A 26,301-nucleotide genomic window follows, 5' to 3' on the forward strand; every position below is an offset into this window, starting at 1 on the left:
GATTTGCCAATAGTTTAGTTGAATCTAAGGTTTCATTAACAATTATTGTTTCAGATAATTGGTTAAAAACGCGCTTAAATCAAATTGATGCAACTGCTGCGGGATATTAATAATTGGTCTTCTGGAGAAATTTTCATTGGTTAAATAATAGTGAAGTCCATCCTGTGTCGCAATTCCTTCCACCTGATGTAATGGCAGTGCAATATTGATTTTTCTCTTATTCCCAGAAAAGAAATCCGAACCATTGTAATCGTAAAACAGATACACAAAAGGGGATAAAAACCTGCTGTAGCCGGCGAGAACAAGCAGTTTTTTGTTAGGTAAATAAGTTGCTGAGGTTACTAATCCATCCACATCATAGGATTCTTTGAGTTGTGCAACATGCTTGCCGGGAATCTTCGGAATGATATATACACTGGTTTTTTTTGATTTCCATTGTTTGGTAAATAAGAAAATATTCTCTCCGGAAACAATAAAAGCTTCACAATCAAAATTAGTTGCATTGGACTTGGTTTTGATAAAATCGGTTTGATTGGAATAGGAAAAGGAAAGGGTGTCGATTTTCGGGTTATTCTGCGAAAGCGATTTTTTTTCAATCCGTAAAATATGCAGGTCTTTCCTGTTTCCGAAAGCATTATTTCCAAAATCGCCAATATAAAAGTAAAGGCTGTCTTGTAAAATTTCTTCCCAGTCGATATTTGTAGTGTTTTTAAGTTGAATTTTATTTTGAATAATACCTTTGTTATTAATCGCATAAAGTGTCTTGTCAGTGTTATCATTACTGGTCAAAAAAAGGGAATCGCTTTGTGTTAAACTTGAAGTTTCTTTCAGAATTGCATCTAGTTTTACAGAAGATATTGGTTTAATTTTTGCCGAAGCATAGACACAACTACCGTCATTAATAGTTGCAATAGAATTGTAGTTTTTAGAAAGCGGATCCGTGCAACCCGAAATTTGAGCCTGAACAGGAATAATAGAAAGCAAGAATAATAAGAATATCTTTTTCAATGATTTGAAATTAATAGTTTAATTCTTCAAAAGTAATGGATTCTGTCGATTAAAATCAAAATTAGGAGCGTCCTGAAGTGTCGGTATTGAGATTATTTGCAGCTATAGTTCCATTTTTCGTTACAATTTTTGCTCGTTTCTCTTAAAGAAGTTTCACTTTAAACGAAATTTACTGAACTGTGATGAAAATTTAAGTTTAGTGAAGTAATCAGGCTAATGGAGGAACATGTTTTTTTAGTTTTCAATAAAATAACGTAAATTTGAGTGGTTAAAAATTTGTATCATGAAAACGGAGACTTTAAAAATCAGCATCACGCAAAGAATCTTAAGTATTAACGACAATAAGATTCTTAGTAAAATAGTAAAACTTCTTGATGAAGAAAATATTGTTGGTTATGACGCAGATGGAAACCCAATTTCAGAAAAAGAATATACTAAAGACATTCATGAGGCTTTACATGAATTGAATGAAAAAAAGTTAGAAACCTATTCTAGTGAAGATGTCAGAAAAAAAATTCTAGGGAAATGAAGGTGCTTTGGAGTAAAAAAGCATCAAATGAATTAGAAGCTATTTATAAGTATATAAAAAAGGAAAGTCCACAAAATGCTGTTTTAGTATTTAATGAAATTTATGATTTGGTAAATTCTCTGCCGAATTTCCCTTATAAATTCCCTGTTGAACCAATAATTAATATAGAAAAAGTTAGATTTGTAGCCATCTGGAGTTTTAAAATTATTTATTCCGTAGAGAAAGAAAGTATTGTGGTTTTGAAAATTTTCAACACGAAACAAAATTCAAATAAACTAAAACACTAAGCGTTGCAACTATCCGTCATCATTCTCAATTACAACGTTCGCTATTTTTTAGAACAATGTGTTTTAAGTGTTCAAAGCGCTTTAGAAACCATTGACGGCGAGATCATTGTAATCGATAATAATTCTTCCGATGAAAGTTGTGAAATGATGAAACGGCGTTTCCCAAACGTAAAACTCATTCAAAACAATGAAAATCTTGGTTTTCCAAAAGGTAATAACATAGGAGTTAGTCAAGCGCAAGGAAAATACATTTGCATTTTGAATCCTGATACCGTTGTTGCTGAAGATACGTTTGTGAAAATTTTGAGTTTTGTCATTTCGAGCGCAGTCGAGAAGAATAATTTAGGAATCTTGGGTTGCAAACTTATCGATGGAGCCGGGAATTTTCTACCAGAAAGTAAACGCGGTATTCCAACGCCTTGGGTCGCATTTACAAAGGTTACGGGTTTGTATAAATTAGTTTCTAAATTTAAAATATTTGGGAAATATTACGCGCAGTATTTAAGTGAAAACCAAACTGGAAAAGTAGACATTCTCGTGGGCGCTTTTATGTTCATGAGGAGGGATTTATACCTTGAAGTAGGCGGATTTGATGAAGATTGTTTCATGTATTCTGATGATATTGATTTGTCGTATCGAGTTTTGAAAGAAGGAAAATCCAATTATTATTTTCATGAAACGACTGTAATACATTATAAAGGAGAAAGTACCATTAAGGACGAAACGTATATGAAACGTTTTCAGGAAGCGATGAATTTCTTTTATAAAAAGCATTTTAGTCCTGATGGTTCGGGATCTTTATTCTTCTCGTTTTTTATGAAAATGGGGATTGTCTTTTTCTCTCTGGTAAAAATGTTTCAAGGAAAATCCTCCAAAAATTTTGGGGTAAAAACAAACCCAAAATCATATCAGCTGTATTCGACTAACGAAAAATTAGCAAAAAAACTGGCTTTGATTTTGCAAAAAAAAGTCCTGTTTCACGATTTGAAAACAGAAAAAATGGTAATTTCGTCCTTTGTTAAAAGTAAAATAGGCACAGAAGTTATTTTAGATAACGAATTCATTTCTTTTAAAGAGTGTATTGCAATTCTCGAATCTTCAACGAATAAAAGGTTTACCTTTAAAATTATACCAAAAAGCGCTAATTTTTTAATAGGAAGTAACAATAGTAACGGGAGAGGTGAGATTATAAAAATAGAGTAAAAAATTACATTTAATGTAATTTATATTTAAAATATTTAGTAATTTCGCAAACTGAAAATCAAAATCACCTTTTAGGTTAACAATATGGCAAGATTTGAATTAAAACTTCCAAAAATGGGAGAAAGCGTTGCTGAAGCAACCATTACAAACTGGTTAAAAGAAGTTGGAGACAAAATTGAAGCTGACGAAGCGGTACTAGAAATTGCTACTGATAAAGTTGACAGTGAAGTGCCAAGCGAAGTTTCGGGAATCTTGGTGGAACAATTGTTCGGTAAAGACGATCTAGTTCAAGTGGGTCAGACTATAGCAATTATTGAAACCGAAGGTGGAGAGCTTGTGTCAATTGTTAAAGAAGCCGTAGCTCCTGAGGTTATTGCTGAAGTGACAAAAACAGTGGATGCCGCTAAAGAAGCAGTTGCCGCTCCAGCTGATTTCTCTGATTCTGAAAAATTCTTATCGCCTTTGGTAAAAAACATTGCCAAAGAAGAAGGTGTTTCTGTAGCTGAATTAGCAGCGATTTCAGGAACAGGAAAAGAAGGAAGAGTAACTAAAAATGATATTTTAGAATACGTAAAAAATAGAACAAGCCAGCCTGTAGCTGCGGTACCAGCTGCAGCAGTTCAAAAACCAGTAGTAGCTCCAGTGGCTCAAAAAGCAGCTCCGGTATCTGTAAGTGGTGGTGATGAGATTATAGAAATGGACAGAATGCGCAAGCTGATTGCGGGTTATATGGTCGCTTCGGTACAAACATCGGCTCACGTACAATCATTTATTGAAGTTGATGTGACGAATATTGTAAAATGGAGAGACAAAAATAAAAATACTTTCGAAAAAAGAGAAGGGGAAAAATTGACCTACACGCCAATTTTCATGGAAGCTGTTGCTAAAGCCCTGAAAGATTTCCCTGGAATGAATATTTCTGTAGATGGTGATTATATCATCAAAAAGAAAAATATCAATCTTGGAATGGCGGCTTCGTTACCAAACGGAAACTTGATTGTTCCTGTTATTAAAAATGCAGATCAACTGAATTTGGTAGGAATGGCAAAAGCAGTTAACGATTTAGGAGGTCGCGCAAAAGCTGGAAAACTAAAACCAGACGACACACAAGGCGGAACTTATACGGTTACGAATGTGGGGACTTTTGGAAGTGTTTTTGGTACGCCAATTATCAATCAGCCACAAGTGGGAATTTTAGCCCTTGGAGCAATCCGTAAAATGCCGGCAGTAATTGAAACGCCAGAAGGAGATTTTATCGGGATTCGCCAGAAAATGTTCTTGTCGCACAGCTATGATCATAGAGTAGTAGATGGCGCACTAGGAGGCAGTTTTGTAAAAAGAGTTGCTGAATATTTAGAAGCATTTGATGTAAACAGAGATGTTTAATATTATATAATTACAATTTAGACCCGATTGATTTTCAAAAATCAATCGGGTTTTGTTTTTTTGAGGTTTATGGGAACTTTAAATGTTGAACTTTAAACGAAATTAAACCCAAATTTCTATATTTGTATCCACACAAAATTTAAAAATGGAACTTAAACTCAATAAACCAATTTGCTTTTTCGATCTTGAAACCACAGGAATTGACATCGGGAAAGATAGAATTGTAGAAATCTCAATATTCAAAGTTTTTCCAAACGGAAATAAAGAAAGTAAAACTTGGCTAGTGAATCCTACAATTCCAATTCCGCCGCAAACAACAGCTGTTCATGGAATTACCAATGAGAAAGTGGCAAATGAACCTACTTTTAATGAATTGGCCGTACAAGTTTATAATATGATAAAAGACAGTGATTTAGCTGGATTTAATTCAGATCGATTTGATATTCCGTTATTGGCAGAAGAAATGTTACGTGCCGGAGTGGATTTTGATATGAAGGGTAGAGTTTCAGTAGATGTGCAAACTGTTTTTCATAAAATGGAAGAGCGTACCTTAAGCGCAGCGCATAAGTTTTATTGCGGAAAAACCCTTGAGAATGCACACTCTGCGGAAGCGGATACTATGGCTACTTACGAAATTTTGAAAGCGCAGCTGGATCGTTATCCTGAACTGGAAAACGATATGAAATCACTATCTGAGTTTACGACAAGAAAGAAAATTGCTGATTTTGCAGGAATGATTGCTTTTGATAAGGATGATGAAGAGATTTTTACCTTTGGAAAACACAAAGGAGTGAAAGTGGATAAAATTCTGGAAGCAGAACCTGGTTATTTCAGTTGGATACAAAATGCGGATTTTCCGCTGTACACCAAGAAAGTTTTAACGGCGATTAAACTTCGAAAACTTAATACGAAATAGTGCTTAGTAATCAGTGTTCAGTTTACAGTCTGAACACGAAATACGGAACACTGCATACTTATAAAAATGAAAATAATCTGCATCGGTAGGAATTATACCAGTCATATAGAGGAATTGCATAACGAAAGACCCACGGAACCGGTAGTTTTCATGAAGCCGGATTCAGCAGTTTTACTGAAACAACATCCGTTTGTAATCCCGGAATTTTCGGAGGATATTCACCATGAAATTGAAATTATTGTCAAGATAAGCAAAGTGGGGAAGTACATCGAGACTAAGTTTGCGCATAAATATTATGAAGAAATTAGTGTGGGGATTGATTTTACAGCCCGTGATTTACAAGCAAAGTTAAAATCAAAAGGCTTGCCTTGGGAAAAATCAAAAGCATTTGACGGCTCGGCTGTAATAGGTGAATTTTTACCAAAAAATCAATTTAGTTCATTAGAAAATATTACTTTTGAATTAACCAACAACAATAAAACGGTACAAAAAGGTAACTCCAGTCATATGTTGTGGAAAATTGACGAACTAATTTCATATGTTTCTCAGTTTTTTACCTTAAAAATTGGAGATATTATTTTTACAGGAACTCCAGAAGGAGTAGCGGCTGTGAAGTCAGATGATGTTTTGGAAGGATTTTTAGAAGGACAACAACTCTTTAGAATACAAGTAAAATAATGGCTATAAATTACAACCTTTCAAAAGTGTACGCACTTTCAGACAATGATGCAGAATTTGTAAATGAAATTTTGACATTGTTTGTTACCGAAGTTCCAGACGATTTAGTGCAAATCAAAGAAGGAATAAAAAAGAAAGATCATAAGCACGCTTATGCTTATGCGCACAAGATAAAACCTACGCTTGATTTAATGGGGTTAAACGTGGCTTTTGAGGAGATTCTTCAAATCGAAGCTTGGACCAAAGCCGAAGGTAAAAAGAAAGACATTAAAGAAACTTTTAAGAGTGTAAAAAACCAAGTTAATGACGCTATAAAAGAAATCAAAAAAGATTTCGATTTGTAATATTGGGGTGTGACCACGATTAAAAAGCGGGTTGGGCTATCTGTTACAAACGATGTTCATCGGGCTCGCATGAGAATAATTATTAGGTGAAGTAATTTATATCGTTGAAAAACGAGGAAGGATTTTTACTATTATTCTTCATTCAAGTAACTGAATGTGCTATTTACACATTTCTTTTTAAGATTGCAATCCCACAAAAAATATCCCACAAAAAATGAAAGCAACCATAGTTACCATTGGTGACGAAATTTTAATAGGCCAAATTGTAGATACAAATTCTGGTTATATAGCTAAGTCGTTAGATAAAATAGGAGTTGAGATCAACGAAATGATTTCTATTAGTGATGATAAAACGCACATTTTAGATACGTTTGCAGCACTTCAAAACAAAGTCGATTTAGTGATTATAACTGGAGGTTTAGGACCAACAAAAGATGATATTACTAAAAAAACATTTTGTGATTATTTTGATGATGAATTGATAGTTGATCAAAAAGTGCTGGCTCATGTCACGCAACTTATTGAAGGCTTTTATAAACGAACAATTACCCAAATCAATAAAGATCAAGCGCTGGTTCCGTCAAAATGTACGGTCCTTCATAATCAAGTAGGTACTGCGCCAGGAATGTGGATGAAAAAGGAAAATACCGTTTTTATTTCGCTTCCCGGAGTTCCTTATGAAATGAAGTATTTAGTGGAGCATGAAATTATCCCAAAAGTAGTTCGGGAATACAAACGCCCTTATATTATCCATAAAACAATTCTCACTTACGGACAAGGCGAAAGTATGGTCGCCGAACGAATAGAGGATTGGGAAAATAACCTTCCTGAATTTATTAAGTTGGCTTATTTGCCAGCACCGGGAAGAGTTCGTTTGCGTCTTTCGGCCCGTGGTACTGATAAAGAAAAATTAGAAGCCGCTCTCGAAGAAAATGTAAATTCGCTGGATGTGATAATCCATGATATTATCGTGGGTTTTGATGATGATGAAACCTTGGAAGTTGTAGTAGGAAAAATGCTTACAAAGCAAAACAAAACGATTTCCACTGCTGAGAGTTGTACCGGAGGTAAAATTGCAGGAGTATTAACATCGGTTTCCGGGGCTTCAAAGTATTTTAAAGGAAGTGTGGTTTCGTATGCAACTGAAGTTAAAATCGATGTTTTGGGTGTCCCGGAAAGCTTCGTAAAAGAAAATTCTGTGGTGAGTAGAGAAGTAGTTTCGGCGATGGCTTTGAATGTAAAAAACATGATGAAAACAGATTATGCAATTGCGACAACCGGTAACGCTGGACCGTCAAAAGGAGACTCAAATGCCGAAGTTGGAACTGTTTTTATCGCATTGGCAACGCCAAGCGAAGTAATTGTTGAAGAATTTAATTTTGGTCAACCCCGTGAAAAAGTGATAGATAGAGCTGTAATTAAAAGTTTAGAACTATTACAGAAAGAAATTTTAAAAAATGTGTAATAAATTTGTTGCTTAATAGGTTTATTTTTCTTTTCTTTGCACCCTGATTTTGAATAACGATAAAAGATAAGTATAATGTCAAGAGTTTGTGACCTTACAGGTAAAAGAGCGATGGTAGGAAATAACGTTTCTCACGCTATGAACAAAACTAAGAGAAAATTTTCTGTAAACTTAGTTAAAAAGCGTTTTTATCTTCCAGAAGAAGATAGATGGATTACTCTAAGAGTAGCTGCATCTACGATAAAAACAATTAATAAAAATGGAATCGCTGCAGTTTTGAAAAAAGCGCAGTCAGAAGGATTTATTAAATAATCCTCCCGACAGTTCGGGACCAAAATAAAAAAATAGCAAGATGGCAAAGAAAGGTAATAGAATCCAGGTAATTTTAGAATGTACTGAGCACAAGACTTCGGGTGTTGCAGGAACTTCAAGATACATAACAACAAAGAACAAAAAAAATACACCAGACAGATTAGAGATTAAAAAATTTAATCCAATCTTGAAACGTGTAACTGTTCACAAAGAAATTAAGTAATAATTAGAAATTTTGATAAAATCTAAAATGTATACATTTGAAGATTTTATTTAAATTTAAATAAAATTTGAATCATGGCAAAGAAAACCGTAGCATCGTTACAAACATCTTCTAAGAGATTATCAAAAGCCATCAAAATGGTGAAATCTCCAAAAACAGGTGCATATACATTCGTAGAATCTATTATGACTCCTGAAGCTGTTGATGAATTCTTGAAAAAGAAATAATTAACAAACACATTATATAGAAAAGCTACTTTCATTCGGAAGTAGCTTTTTTATTTTCTATATTTACCGTTAGAAAAACGTATTGGTTCTTTGGACTTAAATACTTCATTCTTAATACTATTTATACAATGAGTTTTTTTAAAAGAATATTTTCATCAGAAAAAAAAGAAACATTAGACAAAGGTCTTGAAAAATCAAAAACAAATTTCTTTTCGAAGTTAACCAAAGCTGTTGCTGGAAAGTCAAAAGTGGATGATGAAGTCCTGGATAATTTAGAGGAAATTTTGGTAGCCTCCGATGTTGGTGTGAATACAACCTTAAAGATTATTAAAAGAATAGAAGGCCGTGTGGCTTCAGATAAATATCTTGGAATAGAGGAACTCAATCAAATCCTCAGAGAAGAAATTGCTGCTTTATTATCAGAGACTAATACTGGTGAAGCTACTGAATTTGTAATTCCAGTTCAGACTAAGCCTTATGTTTTAATGGTGGTAGGGGTAAATGGTGTTGGTAAAACGACTACCATTGGTAAGTTAGCCTATCAGTTTAAAAAGCAAGGTTATAATGTGGTTCTTGGTGCTGCCGATACTTTTCGTGCCGCAGCTATCGATCAGTTACAAATATGGGCGGATAGAGTAGGCGTTCCTATTGTCCGTCAAGACATGGGAAGTGATCCGGCTTCAGTAGCTTTTGATACTTTGCAGTCAGCAGTGGCACAAAATGCCGATATTGTTATAATTGATACCGCAGGTCGTTTGCATAATAAAATTAATTTAATGAACGAATTGACCAAAGTAAAACGAGTGATGCAAAAAGTCGTTGGTGATGCGCCACATGATGTGTTATTAGTTTTGGATGGTTCAACCGGTCAAAACGCTTTTGAACAAGCAAAACAATTTACAGCAGCTACTGAGGTTACTTGTTTAGCAGTTACTAAACTAGACGGAACTGCAAAAGGCGGTGTTGTAATAGGAATCTCTGATCAATTTAAAATTCCAGTAAAGTACATTGGTGTTGGAGAAGGGATTGAGGATCTTCAGGTTTTTAATAAATATGAGTTTGTAGATAGTTTTTTTAAATAATAGTTAGAATGGATTTCTCTTCTTTGAAAAATACACCTCCGATGTATCTTTATTTAGTGAGCATTATTTCTTTTATATTGGCAAATCTTGTCCGAGATAAAAGTCTTGGTTTCTATTATTTATTGTTGATAATAGGATTGGTTTTCTTTGTTTTGGGTTTTATGAGACGGTTGAAAACCAAGTAATTTTATTGATACAAAGCACTGATTTTTTGCCATAAAGTTTCATCAAAATCGGATAAAGCAAAAGTTGGATTATCTGGATTTGCAACATCTCCCATTCTGATAACGACCATTTTCTTACTTGGAATGACATAGATTTTCTGGTCATTTTTCCCTAAAGCCATATACATATCGGCTGGAGCTGTTGGTATCAAACTGCCATTGAACTGAAGTTGGCTTTGTGGCAAATGATAACTTGATTTCCCGTTGAGCCACCATAAATAACCATATCCCAAATTTATAGTTTGTGAAGTGTTTGTAGCTTCATTTAAATAGTTTTCATTAACTATAGCATTGCTTTCCCATTTTCCTTTGTTAGATATTAACAAGCCAAAGCGTGCCATGGAGCGGGTTGTACTTCCATAAACAGAATTATTACCAAGTTGAAACCATGCGCCATCCATCCCTATTTTATCTTTCAATTTGGTATTGAAATAGGTATTCCAAGTTTGACCGCTGGCTTGCGCAATCACATCCTGTAATTTTACATATACATTATGATACGCCCAACGTGTTCCTGCATCGGCTTTGTATTTTAGGCTTGCTGGATCAACATCATCCGTACTATCATCTAATCCGGAAGTCATGTTGAGTAAATGCTTGTTTGTAATCAAGTTTTCTTTTGCTAAAGGCAGGCTGGTCCAGCCAGTTCCTATGTATTGTGAAACTTTATTGTTGATGTTAATCAGGTTTTCTTGTTGTGCAATTCCCGTTACAGTTGATGTTAGTGTTTTACCGGCACTTGCCCAATACCAAAAAGCATTGGCATTATGGCCATTGAAATAATTTTCCATTACGATTCTTCCGTTGACAAGAATGATAAAAGATTTTGAATTTTTGAGTGTCAAATAATCTAATAATGGTTGCACGGCGGTAGGTTTCCAACCTAAACTTGTAATAGATTTTGTTTCCCAAGTTGTACCGTTTAAAGGCGGGAAATAAAGTGTTTCTGCAGGTGCTGGAGTAGGAGTTGGTTCAGTAGTATCAGAACTGCAACTACTACAGAATAGTAGGATGAGGAGACTGTAGATTATTTTTGACATCTTGCTACTGATTTGTTTCTAATTCCTTTAAGACCAAAAATATAGTAAATAGTTTAATGGGTTTCTACTATTTTTGTTTTCTTTGAATTTAATAAGAGTAACTTTGTATTTAGAAGAAACGTGATTTAACCCGAATTGCTAGCCCTGATGGAAGCGGCATCCTTTTTCTTGCTATTCTGACGAAAGGAAGAATAGCAAGAAAAAGATATAGCGTACAGCAGGAATTAGCTCCTAAAAATAATAATTATATGAAAAAGACACTTAGCATTTTTTTTATAGCATTCCTTTTTGTGGGATGTCAGCAAAAGATAAAACCAGAAGATATTTCAAAATTAAATGGCTATTGGGAAGTTGAAAAGGTGGTTTTTGACTCTATAAAGGATAAAGAATATGGAATGAATGAAGTGTATGATTATTTTGAAATAAAGAATAATAAAGGGATTAGGAAGAAAGTAATGCCGCAATTGGACGGGACTTTTTTGGTGAATGATGTTTACGAAAACGTAACGGTGCGATTTATCGATGATAAAGTATTTTTGGATTATTCGACACCTTATATGAAATGGAGTGAGGAATTGATTGCTGTATCAGCGGAAGAATTAGTATTGCTGAACAAGGAAAAAACCGAATATCATTATAAGAAAGCAACACCAATAAATTTACTAGGCGATGGCAAAACGACTAAATAATCAAAGTACGATAGGGGATGTTTTGAAACAAATTATCCAAGTGAATAAACTGCAACCCGGAATGGATCAAATTGACGTGAAAGATGCGTGGAAAAATCTTATGGGGAATGGTGTGAATAATTACACTAAAAATGTGGTTTTGAAAGGAAGCACTTTGTATGTGGAGTTGAGTTCTTCAGTATTGAGAGAAGAATTAAGTCACGGAAGATCTAAAATTGTGGCTATGATTAATGAGGAGTTAAGACGTGATGTGGTGAAAGATGTGGTTTTGAGGTAATGATTTTAGATTGTTGATTAACGATTTTAGATTTCAGATTTCAGATTTTTGATATAAAAAAATCCCGTTTCAATTTTGAAACGGGATTTTCTATTTATAGGATTTCTAAATCTTAATTCAAAAATCGTTAATCTTCAATCATAAATTAAAATTGCTCTCTTCCAGCAAAATGGAAAGCACCTTCGATAGCTGCGTTTTCATCGCTATCAGAACCGTGAACTGCATTTTCTCCAATAGAAGTTGCGTATGCTTTACGGATAGTTCCTTCAGCAGCTTCAGCTGGATTTGTAGCACCAATTAAAGTTCTGAAATCTTCAACAGCGTTATCTTTTTCTAAAATAGCAGCAACAATTGGTCCTCTTGACATGAATTCAACTAATTCACCGTAGAAAGGTCTTGCAGCGTGAACTTCATAAAATGCTTGAGCATCAGCAACAGTTAATTGCGTTAATTTCAAAGAAACAATTTTGAAACCTGCATTAGTAATCATTGCAAGTATGTTTCCGATGTGTCCGTTAGCAACAGCATCAGGCTTGATCATTGTAAATGTTCTATTAGTAGCCATTTTTTTTGTTTTTTAAATTTTGTGCAAAAATAGTATTTTTTTATTGATTATTTTTACAAATTCGGCATTCAAATAACCGTAATCTGATTAAAGTACAATAATGTCGAATTTGTTGTCCAGTGGTTTGAGCTGTTTGATCAATGTTGGGATAATATTGTCGCCGTTTTCTAGGTAAAATTCTGAAAAATTAATTTGACGTTCCTGTAAACTCTGGTTAGGAAATAATTCGTTTTGCAAGTCGGTAATTCGTTGTAAAATATCGTTTAATTTTCTTTTTTGTGCTTTTAGTAAGCGTTTCTCCAGATTTTCTAATCCTTTAATTTGTTTTACTTCCTGTGCTTTTACAGCTCCAATGAAGGATTCATCTGTTTTATTCGCCACTTCATAAAGGGCGATAAATTGTTTTTGCAATTGTTCTTTCAAATGCATTAAATCGACTGGGAAATCCGATAATTCTGTGGTTTTAGTATTTACTAAGTCAGCTTGTTTTGAAAATAAATCCTTCCAACTCAAATTTAGTTTGTCTGCTTTTTTAGCTTGTTTTTCGGTAGCCAATAGCACAGAGTTTCTAAGCAACAGCATTGGGAAAGTTATTTTTGCTGCAGCAAAAAAGGATTTTAGTTCTAACCAATACGCGATTTCACCACCTCCGCCAATGTAGCATAAATTAGGGAGAATCACTTCTTGATACAATGGACGCATTATCACGTTAGGACTGAATTTTTCAGGATGATTTTCTAAAAGTGATAAAATTTCACTTTCAGAAAACTCAATTTTTGTATGATTTACTTTGTAGGTGTTATTTTCAAAAATGATGCGTTCGCGTAAATTATCTTCAATATAAAACAAATTGATTTCACGAGGATTCACTTGAATGGTATAATCTTTTAGTTTTTCGGCGGTTTCCAATACCAATTTATGGGAGGATTGATAAAGCAATTCTTCTTTTACAAAAGGAATGAAGTTGCGTTTCAAATCCGGATCATCTGCGTCCAAAATAACTAAACCATACGCACTAAAAAGCGCATTAGCCAAAAATCGAGTAGCATCGGCTAAATTATCATGATTAAGATACGAATCTTCAAACAGTTTTTTGAGCGTATTTGCATTTGTACTTGAACCTAATTCCAGTGCATATATTTCAAGGAAATCAGCTAAACCTTCAGTAGACAATCGGCCAACGGGACCTGTACTTTCTTTGTTCCAACGGAATTTTTTGCCTTTAAAATTAAAATAATTGATTTCTTCAAAATCATGATCTTCCGTTGCCATCCAATAAATGGGCACAAAATTATACGTTGGATATTTTGCTTTTAATTCGGTTGTTAAATTAATGGTCGAAATAATTTTGTATAAAAAATACAATGGTCCACTGAATAAATTCAATTGATGACCAGTGGTAATGGTAAATGTATTGGAATTGGCTAAAGCGGCAATATTTTGATTTGTTAAAGCCGAAGTTTCAACTGTAGCATATTGTTTTTGTAAAACAGAAACTAAAGTAGCTCTGTATGTATCATTAAAATTCGCTTTTTTCTCCTGAATTTGTGATCCAAAGTTTTGAAGATTTGGAAAATGATGGTATAAAGATTTGAGATTGCTTTTTTCCTCTAAATAATCATTCATTAAAGTAGAAAAATATCCTGAATTCTGATAGCTGATACTGTCGGTTGGCATGTTTTGAGTTTCTAAATTTGTCGCTAAAGTAATAAAAAGTAAAGTTATGTTTTTTTGGTTTAAGATATGTTTAGGAAATGTCTATTTTTAAATTGCTGTGAATCCATTTTTAACCTTTATTTTTGCACCAAACATATTTCTTTTGAAAACCAAATTATTCGTAATAACGCCTCCTTTTACCCAACTGAATACCCCGTATCCAGCAACTGCTTACATTAAAGGGTTTTTGAATACCAAGAACATTGAGTCTGTTCAAGCGGATTTGGGTATCGAAGTGATTTTGAAATTGTTTTCGAAAGAAGGGCTTTTAAATTTGTTTCAGGTTTCAAATTTCAGGTTTCAAGTTCCTAGCGAAACGATTTCAGATAATTCCAAGAGGATTTTTACTTTACAAGACGAATATCTAAAAACGATTGATCCCGTAATTGCTTTCCTTCAAGGAAAAAATCCAACCTTGGCACTTCAAATTTGTCAGGAAGATTTCTTGCCGGAAGCATCCCGATTTGCGCAATTGGAAGAACTTGATTGGGCTTTTGGAACCATGGGAACACAGGACAAAGCAAAGCATTTAGCGACATTGTATCTTGAAGACATCTCTGATTTTATAGTTGAATGTGTTGATGCTAATTTTGGTTTCAGTCGCTATGCAGAACGTTTGGGGCGAAGCGCGAATTCTTTTGATGAATTGTATGATGCCTTGCAACAAGAACCAACCTATATAGACGAAATTCTGCTTTCAATTTTAAAGGAAAGAATAGAAACTATTCAACCTACATTATTCTTAATTTCGGTTCCGTTTCCAGGGAATTTATATTCGGCTTTTCGTTCCGCACAATGGGTGAAAAAGCATTATCCGAGTATTAAAATTTCAATGGGTGGCGGTTTCCCAAATACGGAACTGCGTTCGCTCTCGGATGTTCGCGTTTTTGAGTTTTTCGATTTTATCACATTGGATGATGGCGAAGCACCAATTGAAGAACTAATAAACGCTGTCTCTTCGAGCGCAGTCGAGAAGCAATATAAACGAACATTCCTTTTAGAAAACGGAAAAGTCGTTTACAAAAATAATTCTCTAAAACACGATTACAAACAATCACAAGTGGGTACTCCCGATTATTCTGATTTGCTTTTGGATAAATATATTTCGGTTATCGAAATTGTGAATCCAATGCACCGCATGTGGAGCGATGGACGCTGGAATAAACTCACTATGGCACACGGTTGTTATTGGGGAAAATGTACGTTTTGTGATATTTCTTTGGACTATATCAAAATTTACGAGCCTGTTGCTGCTAATTTATTGTGCGACCGAATGGAGGAAATGATTGCACAAACAGGAGAGAACGGTTTTCATTTTGTTGACGAAGCGGCACCTCCGGCTTTGATGCGCGCTTTGGCACTCGAAATCCTTCGCAGGAAATTAGCGGTTACGTGGTGGACCAACATTCGATTCGAAAAAAGCTTTACGAAAGACTTGTGTTTACTTCTAAAAGCTTCTGGTTGTATTGCCGTTTCCGGTGGTCTTGAAGTCGCTTCAGATAGATTATTAAAATTGATTGATAAAGGTGTTACAGTAGAACAAGTGGCAAAAGTCACTCGAAATTTCACCGAAGCTGGCGTAATGGTTCATGCCTATTTGATGTACGGTTATCCTACACAAACCATTCAGGAAACCGTGGACAGTCTGGAAATGGTGCGCCAATTATTTGAAATTGGTGTATTACAATCCGGATTTTGGCATCAGTTTGCCATGACCGCACACAGTCCTGTTGGCTTATATCCGGAGAAATTTGGTGTGGTTAAGGAAACCGGAGCGATTGGAACTTTCGCTAATAACGATATTAATTATACCGATTCAACAGGAATCGATCATGATAAATTCAGTTTTGGACTCAAGAAATCCTTATTCAACTTCATGCACGGAATCTGTTTTGATTACGAATTGCAGGATTGGTTTGAGTTTAAAATTCCAAAGACTAAAATTTCTCCCGATTTTATTTTTGATGCTTTGCAGGAAGATGATGATTTCAATATCAAACCTACAGCAAAAATCGTTTGGTTAGGCGGGAAGCCATTTACAGAACATTTTACTAAATCAAAAAAAGGGAATTCCTGGGAAATGATGACTTTGACTTTCCATGATAAAAAGGAAAGTTTCAGCGTTCAAACGAATAAAAAAGAAGGGGAATGGTTGGTAGAAATGTTACAGAAAATCTCTGTTTCCAATGCTGAAATTTATAATTATCAAGAAGTTAAAGCTAATTTCGAATCACATCTTGAAGACTTTGAATTGTTTTGGTACTCCAAACCAATTAAAACTCTTAGAGAATTTGGATTATTAGTGTTATAAATTTTTCTACCTAAACTATACCTATTTAGCATAAAACTTAATCTTAGGTTTACGAAAACGTTTTCTTTTACTTATTTTTACGATTCTAAAATAGAAACAAATGAGTATTGGTTATAAAGTTAATGTAAACGACACTTTTCATTTTGATTTGGAAAAGGAAAGTGTTTCACAACTGGATGCAGTGCGTGTGGAAACGAATAAGTTTCATATTCTACACGAAAACACTCCTTATCAAGCGGAAATCATTACTTCTGATTTTCTTCAAAAAAACTACACTGTAAAGGTAAACAACAACACGTATACCGTCGCCATTTCTAATCCTTTGGATATTTTGATAAAGGAAATGGGATTCGAAACGGGACTTACCAAACAAGTCAATTTTATCAAAGCACCTATGCCCGGATTGATTCTAGAAATCAGTGTTGTGGTAGGTCAAACTGTAAAAGAGAACGACAACCTGATTATTTTGGGCGCCATGAAAATGGAGAACAGTTTTCTTTCCCCGCGAGATGGCGTTATCAAAACCATTTCGGTAGTGATGGGAGATGCCGTAGATAAAGGACAGTTGTTAATTGAATTCGAATAAAACACCACTACTTCGCTAATTAAAAATAAAATATACATCATTCAATACAAGTGAATGTAAGAGAATTAAATTAGCAAACCTGCGGTTAAAAAATAAAAAATGAAAAAAATATTAGTTGCCAATAGAGGGGAAATTGCCATCAGGGTGATGAAAACCGCTCAAAAAATGGGCATTAAAACCGTAGCAGTTTATTCTACTGCGGATAGAAATGCACCGCACGTAAAATTTGCTGATGAAGCCGTTTGGATAGGGGAAGCTCCTTCGAGTCAATCGTATTTAGTAGGAAGTAAAATCATAGAGGTTGCTAAATCTTTAAATGTAGATGCTATTCATCCCGGTTACGGTTTCCTGAGTGAAAATGCTGATTTTGCTGAAGAAGCGGAGAAAAATAACATTATTTTTATTGGTCCAAAGTCGAAAGCGATAAAAATCATGGGAAGTAAACTGGCGGCTAAAGATGCCGTTAAGCAATACAATATTCCAATGGTTCCCGGTTTTGATGAAGCCATTACGGATGTCGAAAAAGCAAAAGTCATTGCGAAGGAAGTTGGTTTTCCAATACTGATTAAAGCTTCTGCCGGAGGTGGAGGAAAAGGAATGCGTGTGGTAGAAAGCGAAGCTGATTTCGAATCTCAAATGGATCGCGCTATTAGTGAAGCGATTGCTGCTTTTGGAGACGGTTCTGTTTTTATCGAAAAATATGTGGGCTCGCCAAGGCATATCGAAATTCAAGTTATGGCGGACAGTCATGGGAATGTGTTGTATTTATTCGAAAGAGAATGCAGCATCCAGCGTCGTCACCAAAAAGTGATAGAAGAAGCGCCTTCTTCGGTTTTAATGCCGGAATTGCGTAAAAAAATGGGTGAAGCTGCTGTTTTGGTGGCTAAATCTTGTGATTATTTAGGGGCTGGAACTGTTGAGTTTTTATTGGACGAAAATAATAATTTCTACTTCTTGGAAATGAACACGCGTTTGCAGGTGGAACATCCCGTTACAGAATTGATTACCGGAACCGATTTGGTAGAACTGCAAATCAGAGTGGCAAGAGGAGAAGCATTGGCAATCAAACAAGAAGATTTGAAAATAAAAGGACATGCGATGGAATTACGTGTGTATGCTGAAGATCCGATGAATGATTTTTTGCCAAGCGTAGGGCATTTGGACGTATATCAATTACCTGTTGGCGAAGGAATTCGTGTGGATAATGGTTTTGAGCAAGGGATGGATATTCCCATTTATTATGATCCGATGTTAGCCAAATTAATCACTTATGGCGAAACCCGTGAAGAAGCCATCCAAATTATGATAAAGGCTATTGAAAACTATCGTGTGGAAGGTGTGCAGACGACGTTGCCTTTTGGGAAATTTGTTTTTGAACACGAGGCGTTTCGTTCCGGAAAATTTGACACGCATTTCGTGAAGAATTATTACAATGCCGATGTGTTGAAAAAACAAATGGCTAATGAAGCCGAAATTGCAGCTCTTGTGGCAATGAAACAATATTTTGAAGATCAAAAAATCGTACGTTTACTAAATTAAAATTGTTGTTTTTACCATTAAGAAATTAAGAAAAATTAAGTACTGCTTTTCTAAATGAAACTTAATTTCTTAATGGTTTTAAATAAAATTAGCGGATTAGCGGTTAAAAAAGAATAGTATGAAAGATAAAATAAATACACTAAACGATAAAATTGCTGAAGCTCATTTGGGTGGTGGTAAAAACAGAATTGCAAAACAACATTCCAATAAAAAACTAACGGCAAGAGAACGCGTCAATTATTTGATGGACGAAGGTTCATTTGAAGAAATAGGAATGCTGGTAACCCACCGTACAACTGATTTTGGAATGGAAAAAGAACTGTATTATGGTGATGGAGTCATTACGGGATACGGAACCATAAACGGACGATTGGTCTATATTTTTGCACAGGATTTTACGGTTTTTGGAGGTTCATTATCCGAAACCCATGCTGAGAAAATCTGTAAAATTATGGATATGGCAGTCAAAATGGGTGCACCCATGATTGGATTGAATGATTCTGGTGGAGCACGTATTCAGGAAGGGGTTCGTTCTTTGGGCGGATATGCCGATATTTTTTATAGAAACGTACAAGCTTCGGGAGTAATTCCACAAATCTCGGCTATCATGGGGCCTTGCGCCGGAGGAGCTGTGTATTCTCCAGCCATGACTGATTTTACGATGATGGTTGAAGATACCAGTTACATGTTTGTAACAGGACCGAATGTGGTAAAAACCGTAACCAATGAAACGGTAACTTCAGAGGAATTGGGTGGAGCAAGTACGCATTCTACTAAATCTGGTGTCGCGCATTGTACCTCGACCAATGATGTGGAATGTCTGGAAGATTTGAAACGCTTGTTGAGTTTTTTGCCACAAAGCAATAAAGAAAAAGCACACCATTTACCTTATAAACTCAATGATGAGGTTCGTACTAAATTAGCGACTATTATTCCGGATAATCCCAATAAACCGTACGACATGCACGAGGTGATTGGTGGAATTATTGACGAAGATTCGTTTTTTGAAATTCATAAAAATTATGCCGAAAATATCCTTGTTGGCTTTGCCAGATTGGGAGGAAAAAGTATTGGGATTATCGCAAACCAACCGATGATTTTAGCGGGTTGTCTGGATGTAAACAGTTCGAAGAAAGCGGCGCGATTTACTCGTTTTTGCGATTGTTTTAATATTCCTTTATTGGTTTTGGTAGATGTACCGGGATTTTTACCGGGAACCGATCAAGAGTGGAACGGAATCATTGTTCACGGTGCGAAATTGTTGTACGCTTTTAGCGAAGCAACCGTGCCGAGAGTAACCGTAATTACACGTAAAGCTTATGGAGGTGCGTATGATGTAATGAACTCGAAACACATTGGTGCCGACATGAATTTTGCCTGGCCAACTGCCGAAATTGCGGTGATGGGAGCCAAAGGAGCCTCTGAAATTATCTTCAAGAAAGAAATCAACGAAGCCGGAGACCATGAGGCAAAACTCTTGGAAAAAGAAGCGGAATATGCTGATTTGTTTGCGAATCCTTACACAGCAGCACAACGTGGTTTTGTAGATGAGGTAATTCTTCCTCAAGACACCAGACGCAAACTGATAAAAGCATTTAGTATGCTCGAAAATAAAGTTAGTGTGACTCCTAATAGAAAACACGGGAATATTCCTTTGTAATTCTTGGATAGAATTGAAGAAACCACCTGATGAAGGTGGTTTTTTTGGTTTTATGCTTTCTAAACTATTTTTCTAATACGAATCGAAACCCAATCCCGTGTAAATTTTCTATTGCAATTCCTTTTTCGTTGGCAAGTATTTTACGCAGGCGGGAAATAAAAACATCCAGACTGCGTCCCATAAAATAATCGTCGTCACCCCAAAGTGAAGTTAGGATTTGTTCTCGTTTTAGAACTGCATTTTTATTGTCTAGAAATAATTTTAGCAGTTCGGATTCGCGTTGCGTGAGGGGTATTTTTTCGTTTTCGTTGTATAGAATAAAATTTTTGGTGTCAAATTGGTATTTTCCAATTTCATAAATCGATTTCTCAGCAGTATTATTTTTATGAGAACGTTTCAGGAAAACCTCTATTTTTAGGATTAATTCTTCAATACTGAAAGGCTTTACAAGATAATCATCGGCGCCCAGACGCAATCCTTTGATGCGATCTTCCTTCAAGGTTTTTGCCGAAAGGAATATAATAGGAATATCAATATTAATCTTTCGAATTTCAGTTGCTAATTCAAATCCGTCCATTTTTGGCATCATAATATCCAGAATGCAAATGTCGAAATCGCCTTTTTTGAAAATTTCCATACCTGTTTTTCCATCGCAACAATGTGTTACTTCATAGTTGTTTTGCTCCAAATTATCTTTGGTAAGGAATGCTAATGTCGCATCGTCTTCAGCATAAAGAATTCTGGAAGTACTCATTATTTATTTGGAATTAAAATGGTTAGGGTAATGCCTTTTTCGAGATTATTGGTGGCGTTAATTTTCCAATGATGTAAATTACAAATCTTCTTTACATAATACAAACCTAATCCAAAACCATTGACTTCATTACTTTTCTCACTTGGAATTCGGTAAAACTTATCGAATATGAAAGAGAGGTTTTTGTTGGGAATTCCGATTCCATTATCAATAAATTCGAGCTTTAGTGTGTAATTTTCTTTCGATAATCGGATGATAATTTCGGGTTTGCCATTACAGTATTTTGCGGCATTGTCAAGGAGATTGTAAACTAAATTATTGAAATGAAAGGAGTCTGCAATTAGTATATAATCAGACGAATCTGATTTGATTGTTGTTGTAACTTCAGGATATTTTAGTTTGATATTTTCGATAGCATTTTCAATTATCGGAACTATCGCAATGTTTTCTGTATTCAATTCCAAAGGAGAATAATCGGATTTGGCTATTGTTAGAATTTTCTCGATATGCTGGTTTAGTTTATTGCTTTGATTGATAATAATTTCGACGTAGATGTAACGTTTTTTATCTTTTTTGATGGATTCTTGCTGGATTAAATAATTGGAAGCAATCAAAATGGAGGATAACGGCGTCTTGAATTCATGCGTCATATTATTAATGAAATCCCGTTGTAATTCCGAGTATTTTTTTTGCTGTAAAAGCGTAAAAATAGAATAGACATAAATCAATAAAATAAGAATTAACACTATCGAAAGGACAAACCAAAACCGCAATGAGCTAAACAAATAAGTGGTTTCATTGGGAAAACGAATAGCAAAATAATAGACTAAATTTTTATGCTTTGGGAAATAAATAGATTGTTTTCCTTTTGATTTGTCCGATAAAGAAATATAGTTTCCATACACCATTTCATCGCTTTGGCAATTGTACATAGCATATTCAAAATCGGTCGTGAGATTCATTTTCTTGAATTCAGATTTTAGATAGAATTCTAAAATGTCGGGTTCAAAATCATTATCAATATTCACTACATAATAATCATTTGATATTTTTTTTACTGGATTTTCTGTGGGTAAATCGTGGTTGGTACCTTGGTATAATTTTTTGGCAACCTCAAGTAGTGCGATATGTATTTTTTGGCTAAACTTTTTTTCCTCAATAGTAAAAGCTTCTTTGGTCCAAAGGAGTTGTGCTACCAGAATACCAACGATGGCAATGATTCCGAGAATGATGATACTATTGAGTTTGTTTAGTTTCAAGTAAAAAATAGATTTAGAAAGTGTAATATTAATCAAAATTACATTCAAATATAACCATTAACAAGTCGTTAACAAACATTTGAAACTGCTTAACAGGAAGTAAAAATTTTCTAATTTACTTTTGGCATGTTCAAATGAAATAATCTTTTGTGTAACTATTATAAAATCAAATTATGAAAATCATCAAAATTTCAATGTTGTCATTAACTCTAGGATTAATGTCATTTTCAGCTATCTCCCCAGCAAATGCTTTGGCATCAAAAATTTCGTCTGTTGCTTCGTCCATTTTATGGAAAAGTGAAAGTATAGATGTTGGTCAAATTCCTCAAAACACGCCAAAAGCCATTAATTATGAATTTAAAAACACAGGAAAAACTACATTAATAATCACCAACGTCAAAGGTTCTTGTGGTTGTACGGCAACAGATTATACCAAAACGCCAATTCTTCCAGGAAAATCAGGAAAGGTTACTGCAACGTACAATGCAGCTAATAAAGGTGCTTTTACAAAAACAGTTACAGTTACTACAAATGTTGAAACAACACCAAAAGTATTAACACTTAAAGGAATTGTTATTTAGGTTTTAAAAGTTATTTATTATAATGAAAACTCGATTTGTCTTATATAACTCGAGTTTTTTTGTGATTGATTCAGATTTTTTTTGATTGTAATTTGATGGTTTTTAGACAAATCATTTTTAATGAAATGTTTATATTTCTTTAAAAAATAAAAAAGTGTAATACAATGGATGCGGAAAAAGTAGTGTTCACTGCTACATTTTTTTAGGATTATGGGACAACTTCGGTTCGGTAGATAATTTTTAAAATGGAGAGAACATTATTAAAGCCGCTTTTAATAAAGGAATTACCCATTTTGATTTGGCCACTATTTTCGGTCTTGTCTTGGGTTTAGCTGAAACTAATTTTAGTAGAATATTGAAAAATAATTTTCAAGGAAAGCTGCGTGATGAAATCGTAATTACGACTAATGTTGGTTATACCATGCGGAACGGCCCATTTGGCAACTGTGGTTCCCAAAATATTTATTATCGAGTTTAGACTAGAGTTTGAAGCGTTTGAGTTTAGAATATATAGATGTTTTTTATTCGCATCGTTTTGATCCTGGAACGCCTTTCGATTATGCCGTACGAAGTGGAAAATCATTGTATGCAGGAATTTCGAACTATAATGTAGAACTAACTAAGGAAGCTACTGAAATTTTAAAACGATTGGGTACGCCTTGCTTGATTCAGGTGAAATATTAGATGTTTGTGCAAGAAACTCAAGCGGGTTTATTAAATGTTCTCGAATAAAAAGGAATGGGGTGTATTGCTTTTCATTTTTGGCAGAAGGACTTTTAAAGGATAAATAACTAAAAGGGATTCCGAAAAATTCAAGAGCTTCTAATCTTAATGGTCATTTAAAAACAGATAAAGTTTCGGCTGAAAGAATCCAAAAAATCATTCAACTGAATACTATTGCGCAACTGAGAAACTAATCATTGGCACAAATGGCTTTAGCTTGGCTAATAAATGACAAACGAATCACTTCTGTTTAGTTCCCTAGGGCAATTTAATAATATCTACAGTTTACAAAATCTGGATTTCTCCACATCCGAATTATTGGGAATTGGAAATATTTTGAGATAATTTCAAAAACTTGAACAAAAGTAGAAATATAGATTTTGAAGACCCAAAAACCAAGGCTAGGTCGCTTTTGCAAAAGTATAGTGTTGATAAATAAACCTTTATTATAATGAATTCCATCGGTTTAAACCGATGGAGTTTTTTTTTATAATAAAAAAGGCTAACTTGCGCTACAGAAAAAAAGTGATATATCTTACAAAATGCGTAGTGCATTTTAGTTCTACTTCTTTTGATTCGAGTTTATTCCATGAAGAGATTGATTAATTTAAATACGTATTCTAAACTAGTTTTGTTGATAATTTCGACAAGTATTTTCTTTTTTCTAATTTACATCTCCCTTTATCTTTATACCGTTCAAGAAGAAAGTAATTTTTATAAAACTACTTACAATCAGTATGATAAGGAAGTTAAGTCCTTGTTTAGACTTAATTCTAAAACTGCAACAGCCACTATTATTGATGTTACGTATTGGAGTGAGTTGGTTCATTTTACAAAAACAAAAGATGAAAAGTGGTATAATCAATATATACTAAGTGAATTTGAATCGTACGAAGCTGATTATATTGGCGTTTACGGTTTAGATAAAAAAATAATCAATAAAACAGTTTCTTCTAAGATTAAAAGCTTTGATTTTATCCCAAAAGAGATGATGGCAGTGCTTTATAAATCTAAACTTAAAAGATTTTATTTAAAAATACCAGAAGGTATTGTCGAAGTTTTTGGAGCAACCATTCACCCTTCTAATGATCCTAAAAAGAATAAAACGAAGCCTTCCGGATATTTTTTTACGGCAAGACTTTTAGACGAATCTTTTTTGAATACTTTAGGGAACATAAGCAGCTCAAAAGTTTATTTGGCTTCTAGCGGTTATGTAATTGCAAATGAAGATGATTTTGTTATTGTAGGCTTAGATCTAAAAGATTGGAAAAATGAAGATGTAGTCAGATTACTTTTTAAAAGACCTTTCAATTTAAATTACACGAAAACAAAAGAGATTCTTTTTATTGTTGTTCTGGTTTCTTTGATAAACATTTTTGTCTACGTTTATTGTACTAAAAGATGGGTTTATAATCCATTAAAGTTAATTAAAAGTATTCTGGAAACGGGTAATATAAATTCGATAAATAGTTTAAAAAGGTCCGATGGAGAGTTTGGATACATTGGAAACCTATTCGAGGAAAATAGCAATCAACGGAAACAACTAGAAATTTCCAAGCAAAAAGCAGAAGAAAGTGATACTTTAAAATCATCTTTTTTGGCTAATTTATCGCATGAAATCAGAACACCTATGAATGCCATAATGGGATTTAGTGATTTACTGCATGATGCAAATTTGGTAGAAAAGGAGAGGTTAGAATATTTAAAAATTATAAAAAACAGTGGTAAAAGCCTAGTCTCAATTATCGAAGACCTTATCGAAATGTCTAAGATTGATGCAAAACAAATTATGCCTAACTATAAAGGATTAGATATAGAAAAATGTATTGCAGAATTGTATGATTCCATCAAGGTTACGATTCCTAAAGACAAAGAAATTCAGTTCTATATTCTTGAAAATCCAGAGAAACTTCAAGGGAATATTCTAACAGATGAAACAAAACTGAAACAGATTATCGTTAATTTAATCACTAATGCGTTAAAATTTACCGATAGAGGTTTTGTGGCTTTTGGGTATTCAATAAACAAAGAAAAAGAAGTTTTAGAATTTAAGATAGAAGATTCAGGTATGGGAATTAGCGAAAATTATTTAAAAGTAATTTTTGATAGGTTCAGAAGAATTGAAGGCGATGGATCTGTGGAATTATCTGGATTAGGATTGGGTTTGTCAATCACAAAAGCTTACGTAGAAATGTTGGGCGGAACAATATCAGTGCGCTCTACAATTGGGTTGGGGTCAGTTTTTTCATTTTCGATACCTTTAAAATTAGATCAAAGGGAAAAAACAATAAAACCCAAAAAAGTTAAGTCTTTTTACAGGAATTATGATAATGAAATTATTTTAGTCGCAGAAGATGATACCATTAATTTTATGCTGTTGAAAAAAATTATTGAATCAAGAAATCATACCGTTCTGAGAGCTAAAAACGGACAAGAAGCAGTAGATATTTGTACAGAAAATCCAAACATTACTTTAGTGTTTATGGATATTAAAATGCCTATTTTAGATGGCTATCAAGCTTTCAAAAAAATAAAAGAGATAAAACCAGAACTTCCAGTTATTGCCCAAACTGCCTATGCCTCATTTGAAGATAAAGAAAAAATGATGCAATTTGGTTTTATGCACTGTATAACAAAACCATTAGATAAGGAAAAAGTATTCGAAATGTTGGATTCTGTTTTTATGGGAATCAACAAATAAAATTTAGGGAATTTAA

General features: G+C 34.2%; 28 protein-coding genes. 22 read left to right on the forward strand and 6 right to left on the reverse strand.

Annotation, left to right across the window (positions count from 1 at the left end; all coding sequences use genetic code 11):
- Positions 1 to 42: 42 nt before the first annotated feature.
- Positions 43 to 1,008: a T9SS C-terminal target domain-containing protein gene (locus tag ACNQF6_RS05360; protein ID WP_417963939.1), complete on the reverse strand. Its 966-nt coding sequence runs from the start codon at positions 1,006 to 1,008 to the stop codon at positions 43 to 45.
- Positions 1,009 to 1,291: 283 nt separating this feature from the next.
- Here ACNQF6_RS05360 and ACNQF6_RS05365 point away from each other — a divergent pair, with 283 nt between their 5' ends.
- The 12 genes from ACNQF6_RS05365 to ftsY all read left to right on the forward strand — a co-directional run bounded on the left by ACNQF6_RS05365 (position 1,292) and on the right by ftsY (position 9,660).
- Positions 1,292 to 1,537, forward strand: a complete 246-nt coding sequence (locus ACNQF6_RS05365; protein WP_417963941.1) for a hypothetical protein — start codon at positions 1,292 to 1,294, stop codon at positions 1,535 to 1,537.
- Positions 1,534 to 1,824, forward strand: a complete 291-nt coding sequence (locus ACNQF6_RS05370) for a type II toxin-antitoxin system RelE/ParE family toxin (RefSeq protein ID WP_417963943.1) — start codon at positions 1,534 to 1,536, stop codon at positions 1,822 to 1,824. Before ACNQF6_RS05365 ends, ACNQF6_RS05370 begins: the two co-directional genes overlap by 4 nt.
- Before the next feature lie 3 nt (positions 1,825 to 1,827).
- The gene (locus ACNQF6_RS05375; protein WP_417963945.1) at positions 1,828 to 3,027 is read left to right on the forward strand and encodes a glycosyltransferase family 2 protein; all 1,200 of its coding nucleotides are present in this window, start codon (positions 1,828 to 1,830) and stop codon (positions 3,025 to 3,027) included.
- Between the two features lie 84 nt (positions 3,028 to 3,111).
- Positions 3,112 to 4,413, forward strand: coding sequence for a dihydrolipoamide acetyltransferase family protein (locus ACNQF6_RS05380; protein ID WP_417963947.1), 1,302 nt, complete (start codon positions 3,112 to 3,114; stop codon positions 4,411 to 4,413).
- Positions 4,414 to 4,558: 145 nt separating this feature from the next.
- Positions 4,559 to 5,329: an exonuclease domain-containing protein gene (locus ACNQF6_RS05385; RefSeq protein WP_417963949.1), complete on the forward strand. Its 771-nt coding sequence runs from the start codon at positions 4,559 to 4,561 to the stop codon at positions 5,327 to 5,329.
- Positions 5,330 to 5,395: 66 nt separating this feature from the next.
- Positions 5,396 to 6,007 (forward strand): fumarylacetoacetate hydrolase family protein, encoded by a 612-nt coding sequence (locus ACNQF6_RS05390; protein ID WP_417963951.1) that lies wholly within the window; start codon positions 5,396 to 5,398, stop codon positions 6,005 to 6,007.
- A complete protein-coding gene (locus ACNQF6_RS05395; protein ID WP_099715939.1) occupies positions 6,007 to 6,351 on the forward strand; it encodes an Hpt domain-containing protein in 345 nt (114 codons plus the stop codon). The genes ACNQF6_RS05390 and ACNQF6_RS05395 overlap by 1 nt, the downstream gene beginning before the upstream one ends.
- Before the next feature lie 214 nt (positions 6,352 to 6,565).
- A complete protein-coding gene (locus ACNQF6_RS05400) occupies positions 6,566 to 7,816 on the forward strand; it encodes a CinA family nicotinamide mononucleotide deamidase-related protein (protein ID WP_417963953.1) in 1,251 nt (416 codons plus the stop codon).
- Positions 7,817 to 7,891: 75 nt separating this feature from the next.
- Positions 7,892 to 8,128: a 50S ribosomal protein L28 gene (gene rpmB, locus ACNQF6_RS05405; protein ID WP_024980263.1), complete on the forward strand. Its 237-nt coding sequence runs from the start codon at positions 7,892 to 7,894 to the stop codon at positions 8,126 to 8,128.
- Positions 8,129 to 8,168: 40 nt separating this feature from the next.
- The gene (gene rpmG, locus ACNQF6_RS05410; RefSeq protein ID WP_017495179.1) at positions 8,169 to 8,351 is read left to right on the forward strand and encodes a 50S ribosomal protein L33; all 183 of its coding nucleotides are present in this window, start codon (positions 8,169 to 8,171) and stop codon (positions 8,349 to 8,351) included.
- A gap of 74 nt (positions 8,352 to 8,425) precedes the next feature.
- Positions 8,426 to 8,578, forward strand: a complete 153-nt coding sequence (locus ACNQF6_RS05415; protein WP_082014152.1) for a DUF4295 domain-containing protein — start codon at positions 8,426 to 8,428, stop codon at positions 8,576 to 8,578.
- 128 nt (positions 8,579 to 8,706) lie between these two features.
- Positions 8,707 to 9,660: a signal recognition particle-docking protein FtsY gene (gene ftsY, locus ACNQF6_RS05420; RefSeq protein WP_417963955.1), complete on the forward strand. Its 954-nt coding sequence runs from the start codon at positions 8,707 to 8,709 to the stop codon at positions 9,658 to 9,660.
- Positions 9,661 to 9,847: 187 nt separating this feature from the next.
- Here the strand turns inward: ftsY and ACNQF6_RS05425 are convergent, their stop codons facing one another.
- Entirely contained in the window at positions 9,848 to 10,924 is a 1,077-nt protein-coding gene (locus ACNQF6_RS05425; RefSeq protein ID WP_417963957.1) for a serine hydrolase domain-containing protein, read from the reverse strand.
- Positions 10,925 to 11,172: 248 nt separating this feature from the next.
- Between ACNQF6_RS05425 and ACNQF6_RS05430 the strand changes: the two genes are divergently transcribed.
- Both ACNQF6_RS05430 and ACNQF6_RS05435 read left to right on the forward strand, forming a co-directional pair.
- Positions 11,173 to 11,613: a hypothetical protein gene (locus ACNQF6_RS05430; protein ID WP_417963959.1), complete on the forward strand. Its 441-nt coding sequence runs from the start codon at positions 11,173 to 11,175 to the stop codon at positions 11,611 to 11,613.
- Positions 11,594 to 11,890 carry a DciA family protein gene (locus ACNQF6_RS05435; protein WP_099715934.1) on the forward strand — a complete coding sequence of 99 codons (297 nt, stop codon included), beginning with the start codon at positions 11,594 to 11,596 and terminating at the stop codon, positions 11,888 to 11,890. The genes ACNQF6_RS05430 and ACNQF6_RS05435 overlap by 20 nt, the downstream gene beginning before the upstream one ends.
- 145 nt (positions 11,891 to 12,035) lie before the next feature.
- Here the strand turns inward: ACNQF6_RS05435 and ACNQF6_RS05440 are convergent, their stop codons facing one another.
- Positions 12,036 to 12,455 carry a nucleoside-diphosphate kinase gene (locus ACNQF6_RS05440; RefSeq protein WP_113634352.1) on the reverse strand — a complete coding sequence of 140 codons (420 nt, stop codon included), beginning with the start codon at positions 12,453 to 12,455 and terminating at the stop codon, positions 12,036 to 12,038.
- Between the two features lie 87 nt (positions 12,456 to 12,542).
- Positions 12,543 to 14,132, reverse strand: a complete 1,590-nt coding sequence (gene bshC, locus ACNQF6_RS05445; RefSeq protein WP_417963961.1) for a bacillithiol biosynthesis cysteine-adding enzyme BshC — start codon at positions 14,130 to 14,132, stop codon at positions 12,543 to 12,545.
- 142 nt (positions 14,133 to 14,274) lie between these two features.
- Between bshC and ACNQF6_RS05450 the strand changes: the two genes are divergently transcribed.
- From ACNQF6_RS05450 to ACNQF6_RS05465, 4 genes are all read left to right on the forward strand, one after another.
- The gene (locus ACNQF6_RS05450) at positions 14,275 to 16,482 is read left to right on the forward strand and encodes a B12-binding domain-containing radical SAM protein (RefSeq protein ID WP_417963963.1); all 2,208 of its coding nucleotides are present in this window, start codon (positions 14,275 to 14,277) and stop codon (positions 16,480 to 16,482) included.
- 100 nt (positions 16,483 to 16,582) lie between these two features.
- Complete coding sequence (locus ACNQF6_RS05455; RefSeq protein WP_099715929.1) at positions 16,583 to 17,068, forward strand: acyl-CoA carboxylase biotin carboxyl carrier protein subunit; 486 nt, start codon at positions 16,583 to 16,585, stop codon at positions 17,066 to 17,068.
- A 99-nt stretch (positions 17,069 to 17,167) separates the two neighbouring features.
- Entirely contained in the window at positions 17,168 to 18,607 is a 1,440-nt protein-coding gene (gene accC, locus ACNQF6_RS05460) for an acetyl-CoA carboxylase biotin carboxylase subunit (RefSeq protein WP_417963965.1), read from the forward strand.
- Between the two features lie 118 nt (positions 18,608 to 18,725).
- Positions 18,726 to 20,267 (forward strand): acyl-CoA carboxylase subunit beta, encoded by a 1,542-nt coding sequence (locus ACNQF6_RS05465; RefSeq protein WP_417963967.1) that lies wholly within the window; start codon positions 18,726 to 18,728, stop codon positions 20,265 to 20,267.
- Positions 20,268 to 20,331: 64 nt separating this feature from the next.
- On the opposite strand, the gene ACNQF6_RS05470 is transcribed toward ACNQF6_RS05465, so the two are convergent.
- A complete protein-coding gene (locus tag ACNQF6_RS05470; protein ID WP_417963969.1) occupies positions 20,332 to 21,021 on the reverse strand; it encodes a response regulator transcription factor in 690 nt (229 codons plus the stop codon).
- A complete protein-coding gene (locus tag ACNQF6_RS05475) occupies positions 21,021 to 22,280 on the reverse strand; it encodes a sensor histidine kinase (RefSeq protein WP_417963971.1) in 1,260 nt (419 codons plus the stop codon). The genes ACNQF6_RS05470 and ACNQF6_RS05475 overlap by 1 nt, the downstream gene beginning before the upstream one ends.
- Positions 22,281 to 22,453: 173 nt before the next feature.
- Between ACNQF6_RS05475 and ACNQF6_RS05480 the strand changes: the two genes are divergently transcribed.
- From ACNQF6_RS05480 to ACNQF6_RS05495, 4 genes are all read left to right on the forward strand, one after another.
- Positions 22,454 to 22,861: a DUF1573 domain-containing protein gene (locus ACNQF6_RS05480; RefSeq protein WP_417963973.1), complete on the forward strand. Its 408-nt coding sequence runs from the start codon at positions 22,454 to 22,456 to the stop codon at positions 22,859 to 22,861.
- A 298-nt stretch (positions 22,862 to 23,159) separates the two neighbouring features.
- Complete coding sequence (locus tag ACNQF6_RS05485) at positions 23,160 to 23,339, forward strand: hypothetical protein (protein WP_417963975.1); 180 nt, start codon at positions 23,160 to 23,162, stop codon at positions 23,337 to 23,339.
- A gap of 17 nt (positions 23,340 to 23,356) precedes the next feature.
- Positions 23,357 to 23,545 (forward strand): aldo/keto reductase, encoded by a 189-nt coding sequence (locus tag ACNQF6_RS05490; RefSeq protein WP_417963977.1) that lies wholly within the window; start codon positions 23,357 to 23,359, stop codon positions 23,543 to 23,545.
- Positions 23,546 to 24,173: 628 nt separating this feature from the next.
- Positions 24,174 to 26,285 carry a response regulator gene (locus ACNQF6_RS05495; RefSeq protein ID WP_417963979.1) on the forward strand — a complete coding sequence of 704 codons (2,112 nt, stop codon included), beginning with the start codon at positions 24,174 to 24,176 and terminating at the stop codon, positions 26,283 to 26,285.
- Positions 26,286 to 26,301 lie beyond the last annotated feature (16 nt).

It is taken from the genome of Flavobacterium pasteuri (genome assembly GCF_048286615.1).
Taxonomy (GTDB): domain Bacteria; phylum Bacteroidota; class Bacteroidia; order Flavobacteriales; family Flavobacteriaceae; genus Flavobacterium.